Source organism: Caulobacter sp. LARHSG274, from assembly GCF_052871235.1.
Map to the genome: position 1 here is coordinate 108,071 of NZ_JBIXJO010000005.1, position 24,197 is coordinate 132,267.

At 67.3% G+C, this 24,197-nt stretch carries 17 protein-coding genes; 6 read left to right on the plus strand and 11 right to left on the minus strand.

What is annotated here, in order from left to right:
• Positions 1–372 precede the first annotated feature (372 nt).
• A complete protein-coding gene (locus ACIPQB_RS12070) occupies positions 373–2,334 on the minus strand; it encodes an SPFH domain-containing protein (protein WP_446485474.1) in 1,962 nt (653 codons plus the stop codon).
• 240 nt (positions 2,335–2,574) lie between these two features.
• Between ACIPQB_RS12070 and ACIPQB_RS12075 the strand changes: the two genes are divergently transcribed.
• The 4 genes from ACIPQB_RS12075 to ACIPQB_RS12090 all read left to right on the plus strand — a co-directional run bounded on the left by ACIPQB_RS12075 (position 2,575) and on the right by ACIPQB_RS12090 (position 9,936).
• Positions 2,575–4,791, plus strand: coding sequence for a S9 family peptidase (locus ACIPQB_RS12075; protein WP_446485475.1), 2,217 nt, complete (start codon positions 2,575–2,577; stop codon positions 4,789–4,791).
• Between the two features lie 125 nt (positions 4,792–4,916).
• The gene (locus ACIPQB_RS12080) at positions 4,917–6,068 is read left to right on the plus strand and encodes an aldose epimerase family protein (RefSeq protein ID WP_446485476.1); all 1,152 of its coding nucleotides are present in this window, start codon (positions 4,917–4,919) and stop codon (positions 6,066–6,068) included.
• Positions 6,069–6,438: 370 nt separating this feature from the next.
• Positions 6,439–7,668, plus strand: coding sequence for a glycoside hydrolase family 27 protein (locus tag ACIPQB_RS12085; protein ID WP_446485477.1), 1,230 nt, complete (start codon positions 6,439–6,441; stop codon positions 7,666–7,668).
• A gap of 114 nt (positions 7,669–7,782) precedes the next feature.
• Positions 7,783–9,936, plus strand: coding sequence for a hypothetical protein (locus ACIPQB_RS12090; protein WP_446485478.1), 2,154 nt, complete (start codon positions 7,783–7,785; stop codon positions 9,934–9,936).
• Between the two features lie 140 nt (positions 9,937–10,076).
• Here the strand turns inward: ACIPQB_RS12090 and ACIPQB_RS12095 are convergent, their stop codons facing one another.
• Positions 10,077–10,802, minus strand: coding sequence for a glutathione S-transferase family protein (locus tag ACIPQB_RS12095; RefSeq protein WP_446485479.1), 726 nt, complete (start codon positions 10,800–10,802; stop codon positions 10,077–10,079).
• Between the two features lie 118 nt (positions 10,803–10,920).
• Between ACIPQB_RS12095 and ACIPQB_RS12100 the strand changes: the two genes are divergently transcribed.
• Both ACIPQB_RS12100 and ACIPQB_RS12105 read left to right on the plus strand, forming a co-directional pair.
• Positions 10,921–11,637 carry a helix-turn-helix transcriptional regulator gene (locus tag ACIPQB_RS12100; protein ID WP_446485480.1) on the plus strand — a complete coding sequence of 239 codons (717 nt, stop codon included), beginning with the start codon at positions 10,921–10,923 and terminating at the stop codon, positions 11,635–11,637.
• Between the two features lie 115 nt (positions 11,638–11,752).
• Positions 11,753–12,439 (plus strand): hypothetical protein, encoded by a 687-nt coding sequence (locus ACIPQB_RS12105; protein ID WP_446485481.1) that lies wholly within the window; start codon positions 11,753–11,755, stop codon positions 12,437–12,439.
• 164 nt (positions 12,440–12,603) lie between these two features.
• On the opposite strand, the gene ACIPQB_RS12110 is transcribed toward ACIPQB_RS12105, so the two are convergent.
• The 9 genes from ACIPQB_RS12110 to tssB all read right to left on the minus strand — a co-directional run bounded on the left by ACIPQB_RS12110 (position 12,604) and on the right by tssB (position 24,098).
• Positions 12,604–14,154: a hypothetical protein gene (locus ACIPQB_RS12110; protein WP_446485482.1), complete on the minus strand. Its 1,551-nt coding sequence runs from the start codon at positions 14,152–14,154 to the stop codon at positions 12,604–12,606.
• Between the two features lie 226 nt (positions 14,155–14,380).
• Complete coding sequence (gene tssH, locus ACIPQB_RS12115) at positions 14,381–17,152, minus strand: type VI secretion system ATPase TssH (RefSeq protein ID WP_446485483.1); 2,772 nt, start codon at positions 17,150–17,152, stop codon at positions 14,381–14,383.
• A 28-nt stretch (positions 17,153–17,180) separates the two neighbouring features.
• Positions 17,181–18,218, minus strand: coding sequence for a type VI secretion system baseplate subunit TssG (tssG, locus tag ACIPQB_RS12120; protein ID WP_446485484.1), 1,038 nt, complete (start codon positions 18,216–18,218; stop codon positions 17,181–17,183).
• Positions 18,182–20,044: a type VI secretion system baseplate subunit TssF gene (gene tssF, locus ACIPQB_RS12125; protein ID WP_446485485.1), complete on the minus strand. Its 1,863-nt coding sequence runs from the start codon at positions 20,042–20,044 to the stop codon at positions 18,182–18,184. The genes tssG and tssF overlap by 37 nt, the downstream gene beginning before the upstream one ends.
• A 9-nt stretch (positions 20,045–20,053) precedes the next feature.
• Positions 20,054–20,605, minus strand: coding sequence for a type VI secretion system baseplate subunit TssE (gene tssE / locus ACIPQB_RS12130; protein WP_446485486.1), 552 nt, complete (start codon positions 20,603–20,605; stop codon positions 20,054–20,056).
• A gap of 13 nt (positions 20,606–20,618) precedes the next feature.
• Positions 20,619–21,389, minus strand: coding sequence for a type VI secretion system accessory protein TagJ (locus ACIPQB_RS12135; protein WP_446485487.1), 771 nt, complete (start codon positions 21,387–21,389; stop codon positions 20,619–20,621).
• A gap of 71 nt (positions 21,390–21,460) precedes the next feature.
• The gene (locus ACIPQB_RS12140) at positions 21,461–21,970 is read right to left on the minus strand and encodes an Hcp family type VI secretion system effector (protein WP_446485488.1); all 510 of its coding nucleotides are present in this window, start codon (positions 21,968–21,970) and stop codon (positions 21,461–21,463) included.
• 40 nt (positions 21,971–22,010) lie between these two features.
• Entirely contained in the window at positions 22,011–23,492 is a 1,482-nt protein-coding gene (tssC, locus tag ACIPQB_RS12145) for a type VI secretion system contractile sheath large subunit (protein ID WP_446485489.1), read from the minus strand.
• A gap of 84 nt (positions 23,493–23,576) precedes the next feature.
• On the minus strand, positions 23,577–24,098 hold the full coding sequence (tssB, locus tag ACIPQB_RS12150; protein ID WP_446485490.1) for a type VI secretion system contractile sheath small subunit: 522 nt from the start codon (positions 24,096–24,098) through the stop codon (positions 23,577–23,579).
• Positions 24,099–24,197: the final 99 nt, after the last annotated feature.

Sequence of the window (24,197 nt, forward strand, 5' to 3'; positions counted from 1 at the left end):
GCGGAGGGCCGGAGGGAAACCTCCGGCCTTTTTGCTTTCCGGTCGCGGCCCATTGCCCCCGCGCCGGGCAAAAAGAAAGCCCGGCGTTGCGGCCGGGCTTGAAGTCATTAGGGAGGAAACGCCCAGGAAGGGCAGAGGCGCGCGGCGCCTCACGGGAGCCTGTTACCGCTAACAGCAGAGTCGTACAAGCCCTTTTCGCCAGGCGCGGCGAGCGGTCGCATGCGCCGCCCGCCGCCCTCGCCCTGGGGGCGAAAACCTCGTCCTTCGACAAGCTCAGGATGAGGTTTTCTACGACCTTGCGCCGATAAATGGTCCTCATCCTGAGCCTGTCGAAGGACGAGGACTACGCACGGCCTGGAATGTCGGCCCTCCCTAGGCCTGTTCCTCCTCGTATTCGACGGTCGGCGCAGTCGCGTCCACCGCCAGGCCCAGCTTTTCGGACATCAGCAGGGTCAGCAGGGCCTGCATCACCCCGCCGCTGGCCCCGCCCTCGCCGCCGGCCCCGGTGATCGACACCTTGGGCACCACGTCGACGCCGCTGGTTTCCAGGGCCTGGGCGAAGCGCTCGGCCACCTGGCGGGCCAGCTGGTAGCGGGCGCCGCCCGAGGCCTCGACCTGGCTGGCGATCGCCTCGGCCGTGGCCAGGCCCACCTTGCTGACCCGCTCGGCCTCGGCGGCGGCCAGGGCCACGACCTTGCCGGCCTCGCCCTCGCCGAGCAGGCGGATGGCGTCGGCGTCGGCCTTGGCCAGGGTCCGGCGCTGCTGGGCCTCCTGCTCGGAGCGGGCCAGATTGGCCTTGCCGGCGTTCTGTTGCACCTGGATCGACAGCTGGCTCTCGGTGATCGCCGTCTGCTGCTTGGCCAGGGCCTCGGCCTCGCGCAGCTCGCGCTCCTTCTGGGCGGCGATCTTCTGCCGCTCATAGGTGCCGACCTGCTCGTCGGCGATCTGCCGCTGGCGCAGCTGGGTCAGGATCTTCTCGATCTGGTCGTCGCCGCTGGCGGCCGGGCGCGGCGTGCCGATCAGCACCTCCTGCAGTTCGAGATTATAGAGACCGAACTTGGCCTTCATTTCCTCGCTCGACTGGCCCTGGATGGCGCTGCGGTCCTGCAGCAGCTCGATCAGGGTGCGGGTCTGGCCGATGTTCTTGAAGTAGGCGCTGACCATCGGGTCCAGGGTCTGCTCGACCAGCTTCTTGATGTCGCCGAACCTTTGGATGACCAGCGGCGCCTTGCGGTAGTCGATGTGGACCACGACCGAGACCGGCAGGGTCGGCTCGAACGCGTCGCGGGTGATCAGCGACACCTCGGCCAGGTTCTCGTCGAACTTGTGCGAGCCCACGGCCATCGTCTCCCACTTCAGGATGAAGTTGGTGGTCGGCACCATGGTCACCCGGCCGGCATAGGTGTTGAAGGCGTACTTGCCCGGCAGCAGCGGGTCGCGCCACACGCCGCGCTCGCCGTTGGCGACCAGCTCGCCGTGGCGATAGCCCTCGCCCGAGGTGTCAGCCCCGAGCGCGCCGGTATAGGAGACCACCACGCCCACCTGGCCGACCTCGACCACGGTCTTGTCGATCCGCTCGACGGTCGCGAACAGCCGGTTGATGTAGTAGGTGCCCTCGACCAGCACCTGCAGCTGACGGCCCTTGCGGCCGCCGGCGGCCAGGAACTTGCCGGCCTCCTGGAAGCTGTTGTGATAGGTCGCGTGGTCCTGCGGGTCGATGCCGACTAGCGGCGCGATCAGCTCGCCCGAGGCCAGTCCAGGACCGTCATGCACGGTGATCACCCCGATCTGGTCGTCGGCGTCCTTGATCACCACCGGCTCGAAGCCGCCGCGTTCCTCGATGATCTCGGCCATCTGCTCCAGCAGGTCGGCCTCGCTGCGGTCGAGGCTCAGCGCGAAGGTGCGGTCCTTGGTGACCACCACGAACTGGGCCAGGTTGATGGCGTAGGCGCCCTCGCGCAGGATCTTGCGCTGCGGGCCCTTCTGGCCGCCGGCCGCCAGGAAGGCGCGGGCGTCCTGGAAGTCTACGCCGTCGGGATGGGTCGCCAGGGTCTGGTCGGCCTCCAGCGGCGCGCCGTCGCGGGCGAAGACATAGCCGATCCGGCCCTGGGGAATGGTCACCAGCGACTGGACATGCAGGCGGTACTGGAACGGAAAGAAGAAGTGCAGGCCGCCGCGCAGGACGGCGGGCTGGAAGCCGGCCTCCTCCTTCAGCGCGATCAGGCCGCCGGCGATCGAGCCGCGGCGACTCCACAGCTTCTCGACCACGGCGACGCGGTTGTTGCCGATGTAGCGGACCATGCCCGAGACCGCGACGAACGCGGCGGCGAGCACGACGAAAAGCGCTGAACCGACCAGCGGTCCAAACGCCCATGAGTTTAACATCGAATAAGCCCCGTACGGCCGCCTGAAGAGCGATCATCGCCCCATGAAAGAACGGCCACGCTTCAGATATGAATGCTGCGGCGCAACACAATCATCGGGCGATCAAACCGGCATCACGGTTTCGGGAGCAGAGTAGCCGCCCACTTTCCCTGCTGACAACGGCCACGCTCGTCTCTAGCGTCCCGCGCCATGATCAGACCCTCGCTCCTGGCCATCACGGCCTGCCTCGCCCTGTCGTCGCCGGTCCTGGCGGAAAAGCTGACCCCCGAACGCGTCTTCGCCGATCCGAATCTTTCGGGGCCCGCCGCCAAGGGCGTGGCCCTGTCGCCGGACGGCAAGCGGGTGACCTATCTGAAGGCCAAGCCCGAGGCGGCCAATGTCCAGGACCTGTGGGCGGCCGACGTCAAGGGCGGCGAACCCTACCGCCTGATCGACGCGGCGGCCCTGTCGCCGGGGACCAAGGAGCTGTCCGAGGCCGAGAAGGCCCGGCGCGAGCGCACCCGCACCTCGGCCCGCGGGGTGGTCGAATACAGCTGGGACAAGCAGGGCCGCTTCATCCTCGTGCCGCTGGACGGCGACCTCTATCTGGACAGTGTCGCCGACGGCAAGGTCAGCCGGCTGACCGAGACTCCGGGCGACGAGGTCGACGCCAAGGTCTCACCCAAGGGCGGCTTCGTCTCCTATGTCCGCGACCAGAACCTCTACATCAAGCCGCTGACCGGCGGGGCCGAGCGGGCCCTGACCACGGAGGGCAAGGAGGCGCTGTCGTTCGGCGTGGCCGAGTTCATCGCCCAGGAGGAGATGGACCGCTTCACCGGCTACTGGTGGGCCCCCGACGAGACCCGCATCGCCTATACCCGCGTCGACGAGAGCGGCGTCGACATCGTTCCCCGCGCCGACATCGGCCCCGGCGGGGCCACCGTGGTCGAGCAGCGCTATCCCCGCGCTGGCCGGCCCAACGCCGTCGTCGACCTGCTGGTCCAGGACCTGGCCAGCGGCAAGACCGTCCACATCGACCTGGGTCCCGACAAGGACATCTATGTCGCCCGCGTCGACTGGTCGGTCGACGGCAAGACCCTCTATGTCCAGCGCCAGACCCGCGACCAGAAGACCCTGGAGCTGATCGCCTATGATCCGGCCACCGGCCAGGGCAGGACCGTCCTGACCGAGACCGACGCCCACTGGATCGAGCTGAACGACGACTTCACGCCGCTCAAGGACGGCTCGTTCCTGTGGTCGTCGGAGAAGTCGGGCTACAAGCACCTCTATCGCTACGCCGCCACCGGCAAGCTGCTGGCCCAGGTCACCCAGGGCGACTGGCCGTTCGGCGACCTGGAGGGCGTCGACGAGGCGCGGCAGGTGGCGATCTTCGCCGCCTCGATCGACACCCCGCTGGAGCGCCGCATCTATGAAGTGTCCTACGCCAAGCCCGGCAAGCCCAAGGCCCTGACCCCGGCCGGCGGCTGGTGGACGGCCAAGGTCGCCGAGACCGGCGGGGCCTTCGCCGGCAGCTACAGCGATCCGAAGACCCCGCCCCAGACCGCGCTCTACGACGCCGCCGGCAAGCGGGTGCGCTGGATCGAGGAGAACCGCCTGGCCGAGGGCCACCCCTACTGGCCCTACGCCGCCACCCTGAGCGTTCCCGAATATGGAACCCTGAAGGCCGCCGACGGCGAGGTGCTGCACTATGAGATCCTCAAGCCGGCCGGCTTCGATCCGAACAAGAAGTACCCGGCCATCGTCTCGGTCTATGGCGGCCCGCACGCCCAGACAGTCAGCAAGAGCTGGCAGAGTGTACGCGAGCGGCCGTTCCTGGAAGACGGCTATGTGCTCTTCAAGCTCGACAACCGCGGCAGCACCAACCGCTCGGCCAAGTTCAAGCGGGCCCTGGACCGGCGCATGGGCACGGTCGAGGTCGAGGACCAACTGGTCGGGGCCTATTTCCTCAAGACCCTGCCCTATGTCGATCCCGAGCGCCTGGGCGTGATGGGCTGGTCCTACGGCGGGTTCATGACCCTGATGCTGATGACCGCCGAGAACACCCCGTTCAAGGCCGGCGCGGCCGGCGCCCCGCCCACCGCCTGGGGCCTCTACGACACTCACTATACCGAGCAGTTCATGGGCAAGCCGGACGAGAACAAGGACGGCTACGCCCGCTCCGACGTCCTCAACCGCCTGAAGACTCTCAAGCCCGGCAGCCTGCTGCTGCTGCACGGCATGGCCGACGACAACGTGATCTTCGAGAACAGCACCCGCCTGATCGCCGCCCTGCAGAAGAACGCCACGCCGTTCGAGATGATGCTCTATCCGGGCGAACGCCACAGCGCCGGCAGCAGCAAGACCAAGGGCCTGCACGTGCTCGACACCCACCTGGAGTTCTTCGACCGCAAGCTGAAGGGGCAATAGGCGTCGCCGCCGGCCAATCGGGAGAATCCGAGTCGATTGCGCGCCCCTTATTTGTCGGACTATATGGGGCTCAAGCTACCGTCAGCGCCGACCAGAGCCGCTGCGTCCATGGAGAGGGAAACCGCATGAAGACCCAAGCCAACAGCCTGATCGGCGCCGTCCTGATCGCGGCCGCCGCCCTGCCCTCCGGCGCGCTGGCGGCGGACTATGCGCGCGGCGCGTTCGGCAAGACTCCCGACGGCGAGGCGGTCGAGGCCATAACCCTGAGCAATAGCCATGGCGTCAGCGCCACGGTGATCACCTATGGCGCCACCCTGCAGTCGCTGGTCGCGCCCGACCGCGCCGGGATCAAGGCCGACATCGCCCTGGGCTTCAAGGACGCCGACGCCTACGCCCGCAACGCCAGCTATTTCGGAGCCTCGGTCGGCCGCTTCGCCAACCGCATCGGCAAGGGCAAGTTCACGCTGGACGGCAAGTCCTACCAGCTGGCGCTCAACAACAACGGCGTCGCGGCCCTGCACGGCGGGGTCAAGGGCTATGACAAGGTCGTCTGGAAGGTGGTCGAGGTCAAACGCGGCCCGGTCGCCTCGGTGACCTTCAGCCATGTCAGCCCGGACGGCGACCAGGGCTATCCCGGTACCCTGACCGCCACGGCGACCTACGCCCTCGACGAGAAGAACCAGCTGACGATCACCTACGGCGCCACCACCGACAAGCCGACCATCGTCAACCTGACCAACCACGCCCTGTTCAACCTGGCCGGCGAAGGCTCGGCCGAAGGGGCGATGGGCAATGTCCTGACCCTGGCCTCGAACGGCTACACCCCGGTCGACGCCGAGCTGATCCCGACCGGCGTCATCACCCCGGTGGCCGGCACGCCCTTCGACTTCCGCACGCCGCACGTGATCGGCACGCGGGTCCGCGACGCCCGCGACCCGCAGATGGTGATCGGCCGCGGCTACGACCACAACATGGTGCTGACCGGCAAGGCCGGCGGCGCGCCCCGGCTGGCCGCGCGGCTGACCGATCCCAAGAGCGGCCGCACCCTGGAGATCCTCAGCGACCAGCCGGGCATCCAGTTCTACACCGGCAACTTCATCGACGGCACCATGGTCGGCAAGAGCAACAAGATCTACCGCCAGGGCGACGGCGTGGCCCTGGAGCCCCAGCACTTCCCCGACGCCCCCAACAAGCCCGCCTTCGCGTCGGTCCGGCTGGACCCGGGCCAGACCTATCGCAACGTCATGGTCTTCCGCCTGACCACCGACAAGAAGTAGCGGCCGCCGGGCCGAGGCGGGGCGGCCCCTTCGCGGGGCCCCCGCTGGCCGCGCCAGCTGCCGACGCTTCGACGCCGTCTAGTTGGCGCAAGGCAGCGTGGAACGTCTCGCGGCTGATTGCGTCGGATTCGTCAGACAAGACCGCAGAGTTGCGACTGATTCTTATGAATCGTGACTATGACCGTAAAGCCATATACTGAAATTATCATAGATCATGCAGTCAAGGTTACGGCGCGAATTGCTTGAAAGACTATCGGCGCCTCCTAGAAAGTGGGAATGGCGCTTGCTGAAGACAACAAAGTCGCATTTAAGATCGCCACCTCAATATGGCGCAGCGCCGGGACGACATGACCAGGCTCAGGAATTCGAGATGAACACCAAACGCATAGTGCAGCTCGTGATGGGCGTCGTCCTGGCCGCCGCCGCGTGCGGCAACAGCTGGGCTCAAAAGGCTGAAGGCCTGGCCAGCACCCCGCAAATGGGCTGGAACAGCTGGAACAAATTCGCCTGCAACATCGACGAGCGCCTGATCCGCGAGACCGCCGACGCCATGGTCGCGACGGGCTTGAAGGACGCCGGCTTCCAATATGTGAACATTGACGATTGCTGGCACGGCGAGCGCGACGCCAACGGCGACATCCAGCCCGACCCCAAGCGCTTCCCGTCCGGCATCAAGGCGCTGGCGGACTATGTGCACGGCAAGGGACTCAAGCTGGGCATCTACTCGGACGCCGGCGCGACCACCTGCGGCGGCCATCCCGGCAGCCGCGGCCACGAGTATCAGGATGCGCGGACCTATGCGCGTTGGGGCATCGATTACGTCAAGTACGACTGGTGCGACGCCCAGAGTCTGAACGCCGAAGCGGCCTACACCACGATGCGCGACGCGATCGCCAAGTCGGGCCGTCCGATGCTGTTCAGCCTATGCGAATGGGGCATCAACAGGCCGTGGGAGTGGGCCGGCTCGGTTGGCCATTCGTGGCGCACCACGCCCGATATCTACAATTGCTTCGACTGCGAATTCAGCCCCGGCTTCTCGACCGGTCTGGGCGTGCTGCGCATCCTCGACAGGCAGGCGGGCCTGCGCAAGTTCGCAGGGCCCGGCCACTGGAACGATATGGACATGCTCGAAGTGGGCAACGGCATGACCGAGGATGAAGACCGCGCCCACCTGTCGATCTGGGCGATGATGGCCTCGCCCCTCATCCTGGGCAACGACCTGCGTTCGATGTCGGAGTCGACCCGCCGCATCCTGACCAATCCCGGCGTGATCGCGGTGAGCCAGGACAAGCTGGGTGTGGAGGCGCTGCGCGTCCTGGTCGACGGTCCGGTGGAGATCTACGCCAAGCCGCTCGACGGCGGCCAATGGGCGCTGATGTTCCTGAACCGCTCCAACCAGGCTGTCGACGTCCGCCATGACTGGAAGAAGCAAGTCCTGACCGATGACCTGAGCAAGCGGTCGGTCGATTTCAAGCAGAATGTCTACGGCTGGTCCGACCTGTGGAGCAAGAAGACCGGCGACACCAGCACCACGCTGCAAGCACGGCTGGCGCCGCACAGCGTGCTGATGCTGCGCCTGACCGGTCCTGCGAAAACGTAGGGGGCGCCCGGCCGCCTCGGGCGTGGACCAGCTTGCGATCGGTTCCTTGGGCCGCCGTTCGGCGCCGAAGCTCTGGGTCTCGGTGGCCTGGAAGTAGGGGATGGGGATGAACCGATGAACGGCTTTTACGGAGCGATCGCGGCGCTCGGTGCAGCCCTTCTTGTGGCGGCTCAACCGGCCACGGCCGCGGACACGGCCGTCACCCCTTTGCATCTCGACGGCAAGGCGACCGGGGCGACGTTCGAGGGCATTGGGGTGGTCGACGGCGGCGGCGCGACTTCGGTCCTTCTGAAGGACTATCCGGAGCCGCAGCGGCAGCAAATTCTCGATCTGGTGTACAAGCCGAAGTTCGGCGCGTCGGTCAGCGCGCTCTATGTCGAAATCCCCGGCGACGGCAACTCGACGCAGGGCTCAATGCCAAGCCACATGCACAGCCGGGACGATCTCAACTATGGTCGCGGCTATATCTGGTGGGTCATGACCGAGGCCCGCCGGCGCAATCCCCGGCTTTCGCTCGACGGAGCGGCCTGGAGCGCCCCTGGCTGGGTGGGCGACCGCGGCGACCGCTATGGCCGTGCCGACGAGCCGTTCTTCTCGAAAGACGGGGTCGACTATTACATTTCCTGGCTCAAGGGCCTGCGCGACGTGCACGGCCTGACTCTCGACGCGATGGGCCTTCGTAACGAGAAGGGCGTCAGCTACGATTTCGCCAAGGCCATGCGGCAGGCGCTCGACGCCAATGGCTTCGCCGCCGTCCGACTTCACGGCTTCGACAATTGGCAGGACGACCGATTCGACTTCGTCAAGGATATGGCCCGCGATGAGTCCTTGCGCGCGGCGCTCGACATCGCGAGCGCGCATGTCAGCCCGGTGGAAGGGACGAAGGTCTCGCCCGAGGTTAGGCTATTGGCCGCACAGATCGGCAAGCCGCTCTGGAACACCGAGCAGCACGTCTATCAGGCTGGCTATGAAGGGCTCCTCAATACCGTCAAGTCGTTCAACGAAGGCTATATCACCGACGGCTTCACCAGGATCACCGACTGGTACGGTATCGCGGGGCTGTACACGATGGAGCCCTATTCGGGGGAGAAAGAAGCGCTTGTCCGGGCGAACTGGCCCTGGAGCGGCCGGTATGTCGTCAACCCGAAGCTCTGGGCCTATGCCCATTATGGTCAGTTCACGGAGATTGGCTGGACCTATCTGGCAGGTGGAAGCGGCGCGCTCAAAGGCGGCGGAACCTTCGTTGCACTGAAATCGCCCGGCGACGACTACAGCATCGTCATGGAAACCGCCGACGCGAAAGAAGCCCAGTTCGTCCGGCTCGACGCCCTCAATCTCGCTTCAGGGCCGCTGGCCGTATGGCGAAGCACCGCAGCCGACCAGTTCGTGCGCCAGCCCGACGTCGCGTTGTCCAAGGGTGTCGCAACCCTCCGGCTCGAGCCTGGAGCGGTCTACTCCTTCACCACGACGCGCGGACAGCAGAAGGGGCATTTCGACGCGGCGCCCGAGGCGAAACCCTTTCCTTTTCCGTACCGCGAGACGTTCGACGAATATGACCAGCCCGCGCGCTGGGGCTATCTGCCCCGCTATTTCGCCGACATTTACGGGGCGTTCGAATTGGCGCGCTGTCCGCAGCGCAAGGGTGTTTGCCTTCGCCAGGCGGCGCCAACGCCTCCCATATCCTGGGCTCCCGGCTGGCTCCCCTACACCATCCTCGGGGACGACCAGTGGCGGGACTATGCCGTCAGCGCCGACATCTATCTGAAACCCGGCGAAGCCGGCGGCGTGATGGGCCGGATCAACAATGTCGGAAGCGGCTACGGCTTCATCCCGAAGGGCTATGTCTTGCGGTTATCGTCAGCCGGCGAGGTCAGCATCGTGGTCGTTCGCGGTAAGGTCGACAAGAAGGCGCTTGTGGGCGACGCCGTGCAGCAGGCGATCATCAAAAGCGGCGCGGATACCGGCGAGGGCGGCGAAAAGACCCTCGCAACCGCGCGGCTTGACGGGATGGGGTCCGGTGGCTGGCATCGGCTGAAGCTGCAAATGCAAGGGAGCGACTTGACCGGGTTCGTCGACGGCAGGCCGGTCGTGAAGGCCTCCGACACGCTTTTTCGGTCGGGCATGGCGGGGCTGCAGGCTGGCGCGAGCGAGCGAACCATGAGCATGCCCTTCTTTGACGAGATCGAGTTGGCCGCTGTCGGAGAGCCGGCGCCTCACGTTGCGGCATCCCAGCCCGCGGCAAAGCCGATTTATCCCCGCGCGCGCTAGAGCAAGCCGCGCGATGTTGGAATCGCCAGACTTGCTCTAGCCCTTTGGTTTCGCATCGCTTTTACGGAAAACCGGCAGCCACTTTTCCGCGCGATGCTCTAGTTCTGCGTTTTGCGACCTTGAGATCAAAGGCCCTGGCCTCAGGCCGCCTGGCTGATCTCCGGGGCGAACTCGGGATAGTAGCCGGCCATCATCCGCTCGGCATAGGCCACCAGGTTGGGCAGGCTTTCGGCCCGGCGGCGGATGGGCGAGTCGAAGAACGGCGTCAGGATCTGGGCCAGCATGGCGAAGACGATGGCGTCGACGCTGGTCGGGCGGTGGCCCATCATGAACGACTTGTTGCCCAGGGTCTCCGACAGGGCGGTCAGCGACCAGGCCGCCAGCTCGACGATCTCGTCGGGCGAATGGCGGCCCATGCCGACGGCTTTGAGCGTGCCCTGCACCGTCGCCAGCAGGCCGTCGATCGCCTCGGCCCGCGCCTCGCCGGGCAGGCCGTCGAACCAGCGGGCCGGGCCCTTGGCGAAGTTGGCGTCGTCGAAGAACCGGAAATGGCAGCTGGCCCAGCCCAGGTGGTTCTCGACCATCCGCTCGATCGCCCAGGCGTGGGCCCGCTGGGCCTTGGAGAGGCCGGCGTCCAGGTCCACGCCGTAGCTGCGCTCGATATAGGCGCGGATGAAGGTGGAGTCGGCGACCTTGACCCCGTCGTCGTCGATCCAGGGCAGCTGGCCCTTGGGCGAGGTCTCGGGATGGGCGGGGACCTTCTGGTACCACAGGCCGGCCATCTTCAGGTGGATCTCGGTCTTGGTCACATAGGGGCTGCCCTCGGGCAGGCCGAAGGCGGGTCCGGCGGCGTAGAGCGTGATCATGGTGGTCTCTCCCTGCTGCGCCCGTCCGCGGGGCCGGCGGCGCTGTGTTGCGACATTCGGACGCTACCGCCATGCTGCTGCCAGCATGCTGTCAGCATCGATCCCGCAGAGTGATTTCATGAGACGCGCCGAACGCCTTTTCCAGATCATCCAGATCCTCCGCCGCAGCCGCCAGCCGGTGACGGCCGACGCCATGGCGGCCGAGCTGGAGACCTCCAAACGCAGCGTTTATCGCGACATCGCCGCCCTGATCGGCCAACGGGCGCCCATCCGCGGCGAGGCGGGCGTCGGCTATGTGCTGGAGGCTGGATACGACATGCCGCCCCTGATGCTGACACCCGACGAGATCGAGGCCGCCGTGCTGGGGGCCCAGTGGGTCGCCGGGCGCGGCGACCCGGTCCTGGCCACTGCGGCCCGCGACCTGATCGCCAAGATCGCCGCCGCCGTGCCCGACGAGCTGCGCCCCTATGTGCTGACCCCGGCCACCGGCACGGGAACCAACTGGCGGCCCCTGCCCGACGGCATCGACATCGCCCAGACCCGGGCCTGGATCCATGCCGGCCGCAAGATCCGGCTCGACTATCGCGACGAGAAGGGCGCGGTCAGCCAGCGGGTGGTCTGGCCGGTGACAGTCGGCTATCTCGACACCGTCCGCCTGCTGATCGCCTGGTGCGAGCTGCGCAACGACTTCCGCAATTTCCGCACCGACCGCATCGAGGGGGCCGAGTTCCTCGACGAGAAGCACGGCCAGCGGGCCGGCGTTCTGCGCTCGCGCTGGCTGAAGGCGCTGGAGGCCGAGCGCGCCCGCTGGGCGGAGAAGGGCCTGGGGTGCTGAACGGCGGCCTCCAGTCGCCGAAACGGTTGCCGGCCTGTCATGGTCGTACGATAGTCTACCTTGCCGTGAGTGAGCCAAGGTCCCTTCGAAGAAGGCCCACGGGGAGGAAGAGCGCATGCCGACAATTCAGGATCTCGGTCTGCTGGCGGAAGCCGTCTATGACGGCGTGGCGACCGCGCCAGGCTGGCTTCGCATCAACAGCCAGGCGGCGACGGGGTCGCTCGACGGCTTCCAGGCGGCGACCTTCACCCGGGCCGGCGAGACGGTGCTGGCCTTCCGCGGCACGGCCCAGGCGATGGACGTCGTCGCCGACCTGAAGCTCGGCACGGGCATGAACTCGACCTATTTCGCCGCGGCCGACAACTACGCCTTCGCCTATCGCAACACGCCCAACGTCTATGTCTGCGGCCATTCTCTCGGGGGAGCCATCGCCCAGGTCGCCGCCAACCGCGGCGGCTTCAAGTTCGCGACCTTCAATGCGCCGGGCGTGGCGGTGCTGGCCTCGCGCAACATCACCGACGCCTCGCTGCCGATGACCGCCATCCGCACGGCCGGTATGGTGCTCAGCGCCTTCCGCCACCCCTTCCAGGCGATCAGCGACGTCAGGGCCACCTTCAACCAGGTGCGCGGCCTGAACGTCTGCCTGCAGAACGACATCGTCAGCAAGATCGGCGTCCACTACGGCGACATCGCCCGCATTCCCGGGACCTCGGCCAATCCCCTGACCGAGCACGGCATCGGCACCGTGAACGCCGTCCTGACCCGGAATGCGATCCGCCTGCTGGATGTCGCCGCGTTCTAGCGGGTGATGATTGAACTCTTCCCCGTCATCCCGGGCCTCGTGCCCGGGACCCATCTGTCCGCCGCAAGGGCAGAGGTGTGGCGCGCCGGCGCGCCAAGGCAACGCCCCGTCAGCTGAACCATGGGTCCCGGGCACAGGGCCCGGGATGACGGTGTTGGATGGGCCTAACCCCGCCCGCCGAACCGCCGCTGGGCGTCGGCCAGCGAGATCGTCGCCTGGGTGTTGGTGGTGGTGACGTCGGTCGGCAGGCCGATGCCGCTGAAGCCGATGGCCTGCATGGTCCTGGGATAGGCCCGGCCGGCGGTGACCAGATTGGCCATCTTGGCCCAGACGCTGGAGGCGTCCTCGCCCACCCGCTTGGCGATCGACTTCTTGAACGCCAGGCGATGGGCCGACAGCGGCCGCACCTCCAGGCGCGAGCGCTCGATGAACTGGGCGGCCTTGTCCCAGATCGGGTCGGCGATCCGCTTCATCTCCTCGACCTTCAGCTGCCAGCCGGCCTGGCCATAGTCTGACGTCAGGAAGAACAGGATCGTCGAGGTGTCGGCGATCATCAGATAGTAGCAGGCGACGATCGGGCATTTGCGGAACAGCTCGATGTCGAACGGCTTGGCGTTCTTCGACATCTCCAGCAGGATCGTGTTGGCCTCGCCGGCCTCGCGGTACTCGTAGGCGATCTCGCCGATTAGGATCATCAGCTCGGCCAGGCTCTGGGCCGCGCCGAGAACCGGCCCGGAGACCGCGCCGCCGTCCAGCAGCAGCGCCCCGGCCTTGGCTATGGTGGCGGCGCCGTTGATCGCCAGGCTCTCCTCGGCGCGGGCCACCTCGCGGTCCATCAGGGTGTTCAGCGCGTCCAGGGCGGCGCGCGGGTCGCCGGGCCGGATCACCTGGCGGCGCGAGGCCAGATCTTCCTGGGCCAGGCTGGCCGAGATCATGTCATAGGCGGCCTTGGTCGCCTTGGCCGCCGAGCCCAGCACCCCCAGCAGCGGCGTGCAATTGGCCGCGAAGGTCGCCACCGACTGCAGGCCGGCGATCTGCATCACCGCCTCCACGGCCGCGCCCGAATGGGTGATGCCGAAGATGAAGTCGCGGGTCTGGGCGGCGAAGTCGAGCTGGCTGACCACCTTCTTGCCGCCCGACGCGGCCTTGACCGCCGAATTGACCTCGGCGGCGCCTTTGTACTGCGTATGGACGCCCTTGGCCGCCGGCACGCCCGACTTGATCGCCTGGTCCTTGAGCTTGGTGGCCAGGCCGAGCTTGGCGTTGGCCTGCTGCAGCTTCTCGGCCGGGGTTATGCGGGCATATTGCTTGTCGCTGAAGATCTTGAAGCCGACCGAGGCGCCGGCGAACATCGCCTTGGCTGCATTGGCGATCCCTTCCCGCACCGCCTTGCGTGCAGCCTCGTCGGCGGCGTCAAGGAAGGTCTCCGGCCGGGGGTGCAGGAAGTCGTAGAGGCTTTCCATGAACAGCCGCTTGGTGTTGCGCTCGTTGCGCTTCCACCCCGTCCCGGCCGGCCCCTCGCCCGCCGCCTTCTGCTTGGACAGGATCCAGACGTCCAGCGCCACGGCGATGCGCCGCAGGTTCTGGTCGTTGGACTGGGCGTTGAAGTTCTGGATGGCCGTGTCGATGGCCTTCAGCTCGGTGCTGCGGATGCGGCCCGTGACGCTGGTGCCGTCTTTCCACTGTTCGAGCGTCGGCATTCTGAGGAAAGGCATGGAAAGTCCCCCCGGACCTTGAAATCAGGAATGAAAAGGGACCCGACCGCGCCGGGCCCTTGGAAGGTTCTGCGAATATTCAGGCGACGGGCGGCGCCGCGCGTCCTTCGAGGCTTTGCCCCGGCTCAGGGCCGGAGCTCGCACCTCAGGATGAGGATCTCTGCTGAATTCCTCATCCTGAGGCGCCCTCCGCAGGAGGGCCGCGAAGGACGCAAGGCAAACGCCGCTAGGCCACGTCCAAGGCCTCGGCCGGCTGGGCGTCAGCTTCGGTCTCATAGCGGTAGGTGAACTCGGAATTGTCGACGTCGATCGTCACCCCGGTCACCACCTCGCCGTCCATCTGCTTGTGCAGCAGCGCCACCGACATTTCCGGCAGCATGGTGTTGGTCAGGATGGCGTCGATCATCCGGCCGCCGGAGGCGACCTCGGTGCAGCGCGACACGATCAGTTCGACCACGGCGGGCGAATAGACGAAGGTGATGCCGTGGTTCTCCTCGACCCGCTTCTTGACGCGGTTCAGCTGCAGGCGAACGATGCCCTGCAGCATCTCCGGCGACAGCGGATAGTAGGGCAGCACGATCAGGCGGCCCAGCAGCGCCGGCGGGAACACCTTCAGCAGGTCGGGACGCAGGGCCAGGGCCAGGGCCTCGCTGTCGGGCTTCATCTCCTCGTCTTCCGACAGGTTGGTGATCAGGTCGGTGCCGACATTGCTGGTCAGCAGGATCAGGGTGTTCTTGAAGTCGATGTGCCGGCCTTCGCTGTCGGCCATGTAGCCCTTGTCGAACACCTGGAAGAACATCTCGTGGACGTCGGGGTGGGCCTTCTCCACCTCGTCGAGCAGCACGACGCTGTAGGGCCGCCGGCGGACGGCCTCGGTCAGCACCCCGCCCTGGCCATAGCCGACATAGCCGGCCGGCGCGCCCTTCAGGGTGCTGACCGTATGGGCTTCCTGGAACTCGCTCATATTGATGACGATCAGGCTGTCGTCGCCGGAGAACAGCAGCTCGCTCAGCACGTGGGCGGTCTCGGTCTTGCCCACGCCCGAGGGGCCGACCAGCATGAACACCCCGACCGGCTTGTTGGGATTGTCCAGCTTGGCGCGGCTGGTCTGGATGCGCTTGGCCACCGCGTCCATGGCGTGGTCCTGGCCGACGACGCGCTTTTTCAGCTGGTCGGCGATGGTCAGGACCTGGGCGATCTCGTTCTTGACCATCCGGCCGATCGGGATGCCGGTCCAGTCGCCGACCACGGCGGCCACGGCGTCGGCGTCGACCTCGGCGAAGACCATGGGCTGGTCGCCCTGGGCCTCGCGCATCGCCGCCAGGGCCTCGTCCAGCGCGGTCAGAGCTGAGGCCATATCGGCCGGCGCGGCGACGATGATCGGCTCCAGGACCGCCCCTTCGCTGCCCAAGGTCGGCGCATCCTCGGCCGGCAGGGCGGCGGCGGCCTCGGGCGAGGAGCCCTCCGACCGGACGACCTGGAAGGCGGCGCGGGCGGCGCGGGCCTTCTCCAGCGCGGTCTTTTCGCGCTCCCACTTGGCGACGACCTCGGCGGCGTCGGCCCGGGCCAGCTCCAGGACTTCCTTCAGCTTCTCAACCCGGCTGGCGGGGCCGTAGCGGCCCTCGACCTCGCGTTGGGCGATCTCGATCTCGACCTCCAGCAACTCGACCTTGCGCTTGCGGTCCTCGACCTGGGCCGGGGTGGCGTGCTGGCTGACCGCGACCCGCGCGCAGGCGGTGTCGAGCAGCGACACGCCCTTGTCGGGCAGCTGGCGGGCGGGGACATAGCGCTGCGACAGCTTGACGGCCGCCTCGACCGCCTCGTCCAGCACGATCACCCCGTGGTGCTTTTCCATCATCGGCGCGACCGAGCGGATCATGGCGATCGCCTTGTCGGTTTCGGGCTCGCCGACATTGACGGTCTGGAACCGCCGGGTCAGGGCCGGGTCCTTCTCGAAATACTGCCGGTACTCGGCCCAGGTGGTGGCCGCGATGGTGCGCAGGCGGCCGCGGGCCAGGGCGGGCTTGAGCAGGTTGGCGGCGTCGCCGGTGCCGGCCTGGCCGCCGGCCCCGATCAGGGTGTGGGCCTCATCGATGAACAGGATGATCGGCTTGGGGCTGGACTCGACCTCGTCGATCACCTGGCGCAGGCGCTTTTCGAACTCGCCCTTCATGCTGGCGCCGGCCTGCAGCAGGCCGATGTCGAGCGAGCGCAGGGTGACGTCGCGCAGGGACGGCGGCACGTCGCCGTCGGCGATCCGCCGCGCGAAGCCCTCGACCACCGCGGTCTTGCCCACCCCGGCCTCGCCGGTCAGGATCGGGTTGTTCTGGCGGCGGCGCAGCAGGATGTCGACCACCTGGCGGATCTCGGCGTCGCGGCCGACGATCTTGTCGATCTCGCCCTTGCGGGCCTTTTCGGTCAGGTCGATCGAGAACTTGGCCAGGGCCTCGCCGTCGCCGCTCATCGGCGCATCGCCCGGGGCCGCATATTCCGAGGACGGGGCGGCGCTGGCGGTCCCGACCTCGCTCGAGCCGGCGGTGATCTTCTCGAACTCGTCGCCCAGCTTGTCGATCTGGATCTTCCGCCACTCGGGCGAGATGTTGAACAGGGCGTTCTTCAGGCCTTGGGTCTTGAGCATGCCGAACAGCAGGTGGCCGGTGCGGACCTTGCCGGCGCTGAACTGCAGCGAGGCGTAGAGCCAGCCGTTCTGGGTGGCTTCCTCGACCAGCGGCGAGAAGTCCGACACCGCCGTCGCCCCGCGCGGCAAGGCGTCCAGGGCGGCCACGACGTCGCGGGCCAGCTTGGCGTCGTCGAGCTGGAAGCGGGTGCGGATCGCCGCCACGTCGTTGCGGGAGTCCTGCAACAGCACGTGCAGCCAGTGGACCAGCTCGACGTACGGATTGCCGCGCATCTTGCAGAAGCTGGTGGCGGTTTCGATCGCCTTAAGCCCGGTGGCGTTCAGGCGCCCGAAGAGCGCGGCGCGGCTGATCTCGGCCATGATGTTCCCCCTTTTGCTGTTTTGGCCCTCAGGCCGCCTTGTGATGCATGGTCTTGCGAAGTCTGGCGTCGGAGCGTGCGATCGGCCGGCCCGGCGGGGCCAGCCAGCCGGTCAGGCCCAGGCGTGATGCGGCGTCGAGACGGCAGGGCGGAGCCTGGCGCTCGTCGATTTCCAATTGCAGTTCCCAGTCCAGGTGGCTGGGGGCCAGGGCGTCGAGCGCCTCCTGGGCCTTGGCGTGGCTGGACTGGCCCGGCATGAAGCGCTGATAGGCCTCCATCGAGGCGGTGCGGATCGTGACCCGGAACGTGTCGTCGGCCACCCGGACGCGCCCGCCCAGCACCGCCCCGCGGCCCAGGCCGTTGTGTCGTCCGCCCCGCTCCGGCGCGCCCAACCGGGTGCGGTCGTTGGGCTCGACGTCGCGCCAGCGGACGACGAATTCGCTCACCTTGACCGGGGTGGCCAGCAGGTGGCTGAGGCCGTCCTGGATCGTCGCGGCGCTGCGGCGCGAGGCGAAGGCGCCCGCATAGTGCAGCCGCGCCCCGGCCTTGAGCACGGAGTCGACCCCTGCGCCCTCCCCCGCCCCGCTCAGCAGGGCCAGATAGGCCGCGAACTGGTCGTCGCGCGGGCGCGAGGCCTGCACGGTCGGCTGGGTGTCGCCCCAGGCGCGGAAGAACAGCTGCAGGGACCGGTCGGTGAGCAGGTCCATGAACCGGCCGAACGGCTGGCGGCGGGTGTTACGGCGCTCGTAGAAGGCGTATTCCGTCAGGTGCAGCGGCAGCGGCCCCATCGGGCCGGTCAGGCCGAGGAACAGGCTGCGCAGCCGCAGCCGGCCTGTGGCCCCGGTCTCCACCCCGTCCAGCGTCGCCGCCGGAAATTCCAGGGTCGGCGCATGGGCCAGGTCGACGACGTTCTGGGTCGGCAGGCGCGAGCGCCCGACGCGGGGCTGGCTTCGGGCGCGCGCCTCCGCATCGCGCAGCACGGCCAGGAAGCCGAAGCGCTTGGGGTCGGCGCCGACCCGCCGCAGGAAAGCTAGATGGTCGGGCGCTGGCCCGTCCGTGCTGGCCAATGGACCAGTTCCCCCTGTTCTGAGCTTTCGAAGACCGTTTCCACGAACGAATTGATCGAGGCGAACTCCGCCAGGAACCGGTCGATGATCGTGGCGAAGAGAAACATCCGTCCGTTCTCGAAGCTGGCGTCTTCCAGCTTGATATGGACGCGGGTGCCGCGACCGAAGGCCAGGCGGTCGACATTGCTGACCCGCCGGGTCACGGCCTCGGAGCGGACCTGCTGGATGCCGTCGATCTGGCGGCGCATCACCGGATCGTCCTGGCGGCCATAGAGCACCAGGTGGTCGCGCAGCAGCGAACCCTGGGCCTCGTCCTCGCCCAGCAGCGACGCATAGTTGGGCGTCAGGTGGCCGATGACCCGCCAGGCGGCGTCGTTCAGGCCCAGCGGCGGCCGCGGCCGGGTCGGGGCGCGCAGCACCTGGGCCCGCTTGACGCCGGTCGCGGCGACGCCGAACTCCGGAGCGCGGCCGGCGAACCGGATCAGTTCCGGCAGCTCGCGGTTGGTCACCAGGGCGCGGACCCCGATCTCGTAGACCTCGTCCAGCCGCTCGGGCGATTCCGGGGCCACCAGGCTGATCCAGGCGTCGGTGCCGACATAGTCGGTCCGGCGCTTGATCCGCTGCTCGCGGGTCGACAGCCGGCGGGGCCGCAGGCGGGTGACGTGGAACACCGCGTCGCGCCAGTCATAGAGCAAGGCCCCGGTCGCATAGAGCGGCGGCGCCGGCCGGGCCTCGCCGCCGCGGCTGAAGGTCGTCACGTCGAGCAGGCGGAAGATTTCGTAGTCCAGCGGCTTGGTCCGGTCGGGCACCACCAGATGCTCATGGTCGTGGCGATCGGTGGGGATCCGGCCGAGGTTCATCTCGAACAGGTTGATGGCCGGGGTGCAGAACAGGCGCAGATTGTCCGGCGTGACCGTGTCGATCAGCGCCGTGGAGCCGCGCGAGAACAGCAGCACGACCTCGCAGGTCTCCTGGCAGGCGGCGAAGGCCTTGTCCAAGCCCTTCAGGTCGGCGAACAGGAACCGTTCCGGGCAGGCGAAATACTCGGCCAGCAGGCGATAGCCGCGGAACGAGCGGCCCTCGTGCGGCAGCAGGGCGCATTCGTCGGCGAAACCGAACGGCTCGGGCAAGGGCAGCCGCCGCCAAGTGGCCCCGACGGGGCTGGCGGTCGGGTCGGCCCGCGAGACCACCCCGACCGCATCGCCCAGCACCTGGCGATGCAGTTCGCCGGGCACAGCCTCGGAACCGGCGAAATAGATCGGCAGGGAGGCCGGCTTCATCGCCGACAGCGGGCCGGCGGTGCTGCGGAAGCGGATGCGCAGCCCGGCCTCGGCCCGCACGCCCGCCGCTGCCGCGAAGGTCGCCACCGAGGCCCGCGACGGCAGGTATTCGGCCTCCTCGATGCGCAGCGGCAGCAGGTCGACCGCCTGGCCGGTGCGGAAGGTGCAGGCGGTGTCGTGGCCCGGCGCCGTCGCGGTCAGTTCCGTCAGGCGGGGGACGGGCTCGGCCTTGACCAGGCCCTCGTCGCTCTCGTCCGGTTCCAGGGCCACGATGCACATCGACGGCGTGGGCGACAGGTAGTTCGGCTGGATCGCCTGCAGCAGATGGTGGGTGAACTCGGGAAACTGGTCGCGGATCTTCAGCTGGACGCGGGCGTTCAGGAAGGCCACGCCCTCCAGCAGGCGCTCGACATAGGGATCGGGGTCGTTGGGCGACTTCAGGCCCAGATAGCCGGCGACGACGTCGTGCTCCTCGCCGAACTCCCGCGCCCCTTCGCGCAGATAGACCAGTTCCTCGTTATAGATTTGAAGCAGGCGGGGATCCATGACCCGCGCCTATTCCCGCACCCGGGCTGCGCCCGTTTCGACTTCCAGGTCGGCCACGTACTGCACCGGCATGGCCTTGACCGCCGAGACCACGTCGCCGCGGATCACGAAGCTGACGGCGTATTCGCGCGACGATGACCCGATCTCGACGGTCAGGGTGGCCGGGTCGATGCGCGGCTCGAACAGCCGGACCGCCTCGTGGATCTGGTCGCTGCGGGTCTGGACCGCGGCCAGGATCGAGGCCCGCCCCGTCAGGTCGGGCACGCCGTAGTTCAGCACCGAGGACTTCACCTCGGGATAGTCGTCCAGGCTCTGGGCGGCGTCCATCTGGACGGTGTTGAGCAGCCAGTTCAGCTCGCGCCGAATGGTGCCGCGCAGCGCCTTTTCGTTGAAGCGTTCGATGGTCGACGAGGCCCCCAGGGTCAGCTGGGTGGCGGCGGGGTCCAGCGAGACGATCTCGGCGCGGCCAGGTTCGAGCAGGTCCAGGGCGCGGCTGTCGACCACCAGCTTGTCGAACAGGGTGGGATTCAGCTTGGGCCCGGTGGTCCGACGCTCGTTCATGGCTCGCGCCCGTTCATGCGAAGTCTAGGCGGCGCAGAGACAGCAGGCCGAAATCGTCGCCGGCGTTGGTCGTCCACAGGCGCTGGCCGACCGGCCGCTCGCCGCCGGCGTCTTCGACCCAGGCCATGGCGCGGCCCAGGCGAACCGCCGAATCGTCGGAAAGCTCGCTGCCGGCGTAGCGGGCGGGCAGCAGGGCCGCGGCCGATTGGCCGGAGCGCAGCCGCATCTCGACCGGATACCAGATGACGTCGCGCAGGTCCCGCGGGCCCTCGCTCTTGATGGTCTCCACCGCCTCGAACGGCACCAGGCCCCAGCGACCCGAGACGATGGCCTCGAAGCACGGGCCCAGGCGCGGATCGACGTCGGAGATCCAGCTGAAGCGCTCGTCGTCGCCGAGCTGGCCGGGGGTGTCGCCAGCCTGGTCGAAGGCCTGGTTGCGCAATTGCTCGCCCTCGGCCTGGCGGCCGGCGGCGAAATGGCCCAGGGCCTCCGCCAGTTCGCCGACCCACGGCGAAGACGGGACCAGGACGTCGAAGGGCTGGCGTCCGGCCCAGGCGTCCAGGCGCTTGCGCTCGGCGGTCATCGCCTGGTCATAGACCGTGGCCAGCATCTGGGCCTCGGCCGAGAGCGAGGCCAGGGCGCGGAGCTGCGAGGAAGCCTTGTCCCAGTCGCCCATAACGGCGAGGAGTTGAAACAGGAAGAGCCGGGCGGCCTGATCGGCCGGCGACTTCTTGACGGTGGCGACCAAGGCGGCGCGCGCGCCATCCAGATCGCCCGACTTCAATTGAAGGTCAGCGGTTTCCATCGCGGAGCAGATGGACGGGCGCGCCAGGCGCGCCCGTCCATCCTATGTCCTTAGCCCTTGGCGTTCAGGGTGATGTCCCAGGTGAACGTCTTGGCCGCGGCGGCCTTTTCGCCCTTTTGCGACTGGGCGTAGTATTCGGTCTTCACCTTGCCGAAGGCCAGGGAGACAGACTCGCTGGCGATGCCGCCGCCGTCGCTGGCGCTGTGCTGCACCGATTCCACCAGCACTTCCTCGAGGGTGATGACCAGATATTCCTGGGCGTCGCCGCCGGCGCGGCGGCAGTGCAGGGAGACCGTGTCGAAGTGTTCGCCCGACGCGACCGCGGTCAGCAGGGCGGCGGTCGCCGCGTCGGCGTACTTCATGAAGTTGACGCTGCTGAAGCTGGCCTTGCCGGCGCCGAGACCGCCGCCGGTGCCGACGATGGTCGGGTTGGAGACACCCCAGCTGAACGAGCTGATCTCGATGCCCTTTTTCGCGGAGAACGTCTTGTCGAGCGTTTCGCCTTCGACCTTTACGCCTTTGCCGCCCGTACCGAAGACGACGAACATATCGGAAGCCATGGGCCCCTCCAAAGTTATTTAGGTTTGACTGGGAACTGAACTACTTGGCGCCGGGGAGGCGAGACACCATCCCAAGCGAAACATCCATACCTTCGAACTGATAGTGAGGCACAAACCGGAACACGCCCCGATATTGACCGGGATTTTCCTCGTCAGGCAGGATCTGGATGTCGGCGTCCTTCAACGGACGACGAGCCTTTACTTCTTCACTCGAAGTATCTGGGGAACCATCGATGTACTGTCCGATCCACGAATTGAGATCGGCCTGCAGCTGCGGCGCCTCGCGGTTCGAGCCCACCCAGTCGCGAACCATGCACTTGAGGTAGTGCGCGAAACGGCAGCTGGCGAACAGGTAGGGCAGGCGCGCGGCCAAATTGGCGTTGGCCGTCGCCGCGGCGTCTTCATAGGCCTTCGGCGAATGGACCGTCTGGGCGCCGATGAAGGTCGCCTGGTCGGTGTTCTTGCGGTGGATCAGGGCCATGAAGCCGGCCTTGGACAGCTCGCCTTCCCGGCGGTCGCTGATCGCGATCTCGGTGGGGCACTTGGCGTCGACGCCGCCCTCGTCGGTCGGGAAGGTCGCCGTGGGCAGGCCCTCGACGGTGCCGCCGGACTCGACGCCGCGGATGCGGGTGGTCCAGCCATAGGTCTTGTGGGCGTCGGTGATGCGCGCCGCCAGGGCGTAGGAGGCGTTGACCCACAGGTGGTTGTCGTGGGCGCCGCTCGACTCTTCCTCGAAGGCGAACTCGTCGACGGGATTGGTCTTGGCGCCATACAGCGGCCGGCCCAGGAAGCGCGGCATGGTCAGGGCCATGTAGCGGCTGTCGGACATGTCGCGGAACGAGCGCCAGGCCATGTAGTCGATGGCTTCGAACTGCTTGCCCAGGTCACGCGGGTTGGCCAGTTCCTGCCAGCTCTGCATGCCCAGCATGTTGGGCGAGGTGCCGGCGATGAACGGCGCGTGCGCCGCCGAGGCGATCTTGCACAGGCCCTTCATGATCTCGACGTCGGGCCCGGTGTGGTCGAAATAGTAGTCGCAGGTGAAGGCGCCGAACGGCTGGCCGCCCAGTTGCCCGAACTCGGCCTCGTAGATCTTCTTGAACAGCGGGCTCTGGTCCCAGGCCGCATCCTTGTACTGACGCAGCATCTTGCGCGTCTCGTCCTTGGAGATGTTCAGGACGCGGATCTTCAGATCCTTGCCGGTGGCGCTGTTCATCACCAGGTAGTTCAGGCCCCGCCAGGCCGATTCCAGCTGCTGGAAATCGGGGTGGTGCATGATCTCGTTGACCTGGGTCGAAAGCGTGCGGTCGAGCGCCGCGATCATGCCTTCGATGGTGATGTAGATGTCGTCGCTGATCACCGCTGCGTCGCCGAGCGCCTGCTGCGCCAGGGTCTGCACGGCCTGCTCGATCCGCGACTTCTTGGCGTCGGTGTTCGGCTTGAATTCCTTGTGGAGCAGGGCTGCGAAATCGTCCGACGTTTCCGTCTGGACTGCCCCGCCCTGGAGTTCACCTTCGTTCAACATAGCGTTATCTCGCCCCTGAAAGTCGTGCGGTTGCGGTCGATCGCGCCTCGTCCGGACCGAGGCGATCGACCATCCTTAGGCGTGTCAGGCCTGGTCGGAGCCGGTGTCGGCGGGCGGCGCCTTGGCGGCGGCCAGGGACTTCATCAGCTCGGGATCCTTCAGGACCTTGTCCAGCAGGTCCTGGGCGCCGTCCTTGCCGTCCATGTAGGCCATCAGGTCGGACAGTTCCTGGCGCGCTTCCAGCAGCTTGGCCAGAGCCGGAACCTGCTTGGCCACCGCGCCGGGGGTGAAGTCGTCCATCGACTTGAACGTCAGATCGACGCCGAGCTTGCCGCCTTCTTCGGTCAGGGTGTTGCTGACCTGGAAGGCCGCGCGCGGCGCGATCGCTTCCATCCGCTGCTCGAAATTGTCCATGTCGAACTCGGAGAAGTCGCGCTTGTCGAGCTGCTTTTTCTCGACCAGCGACTTGCCCGAAAGGTCGGACATCACGCCCATGACGAAGGGCAGTTCGACCTTCTGGCGCGAACCGTAGGTCTCGACTTCATATTCGATATGAACTCGCGGCGCGCGATTTTCCTTGATGAAACGCTGACCGGTTTTCGACATCCTCGCCCCCTATAAATCTACGTCGCGCTCCGCGCCGCATTTTGTCGACCGACGTTAGACCAAACGTTGATCGCGTTCAACGGACTTACTCTCGCGGTC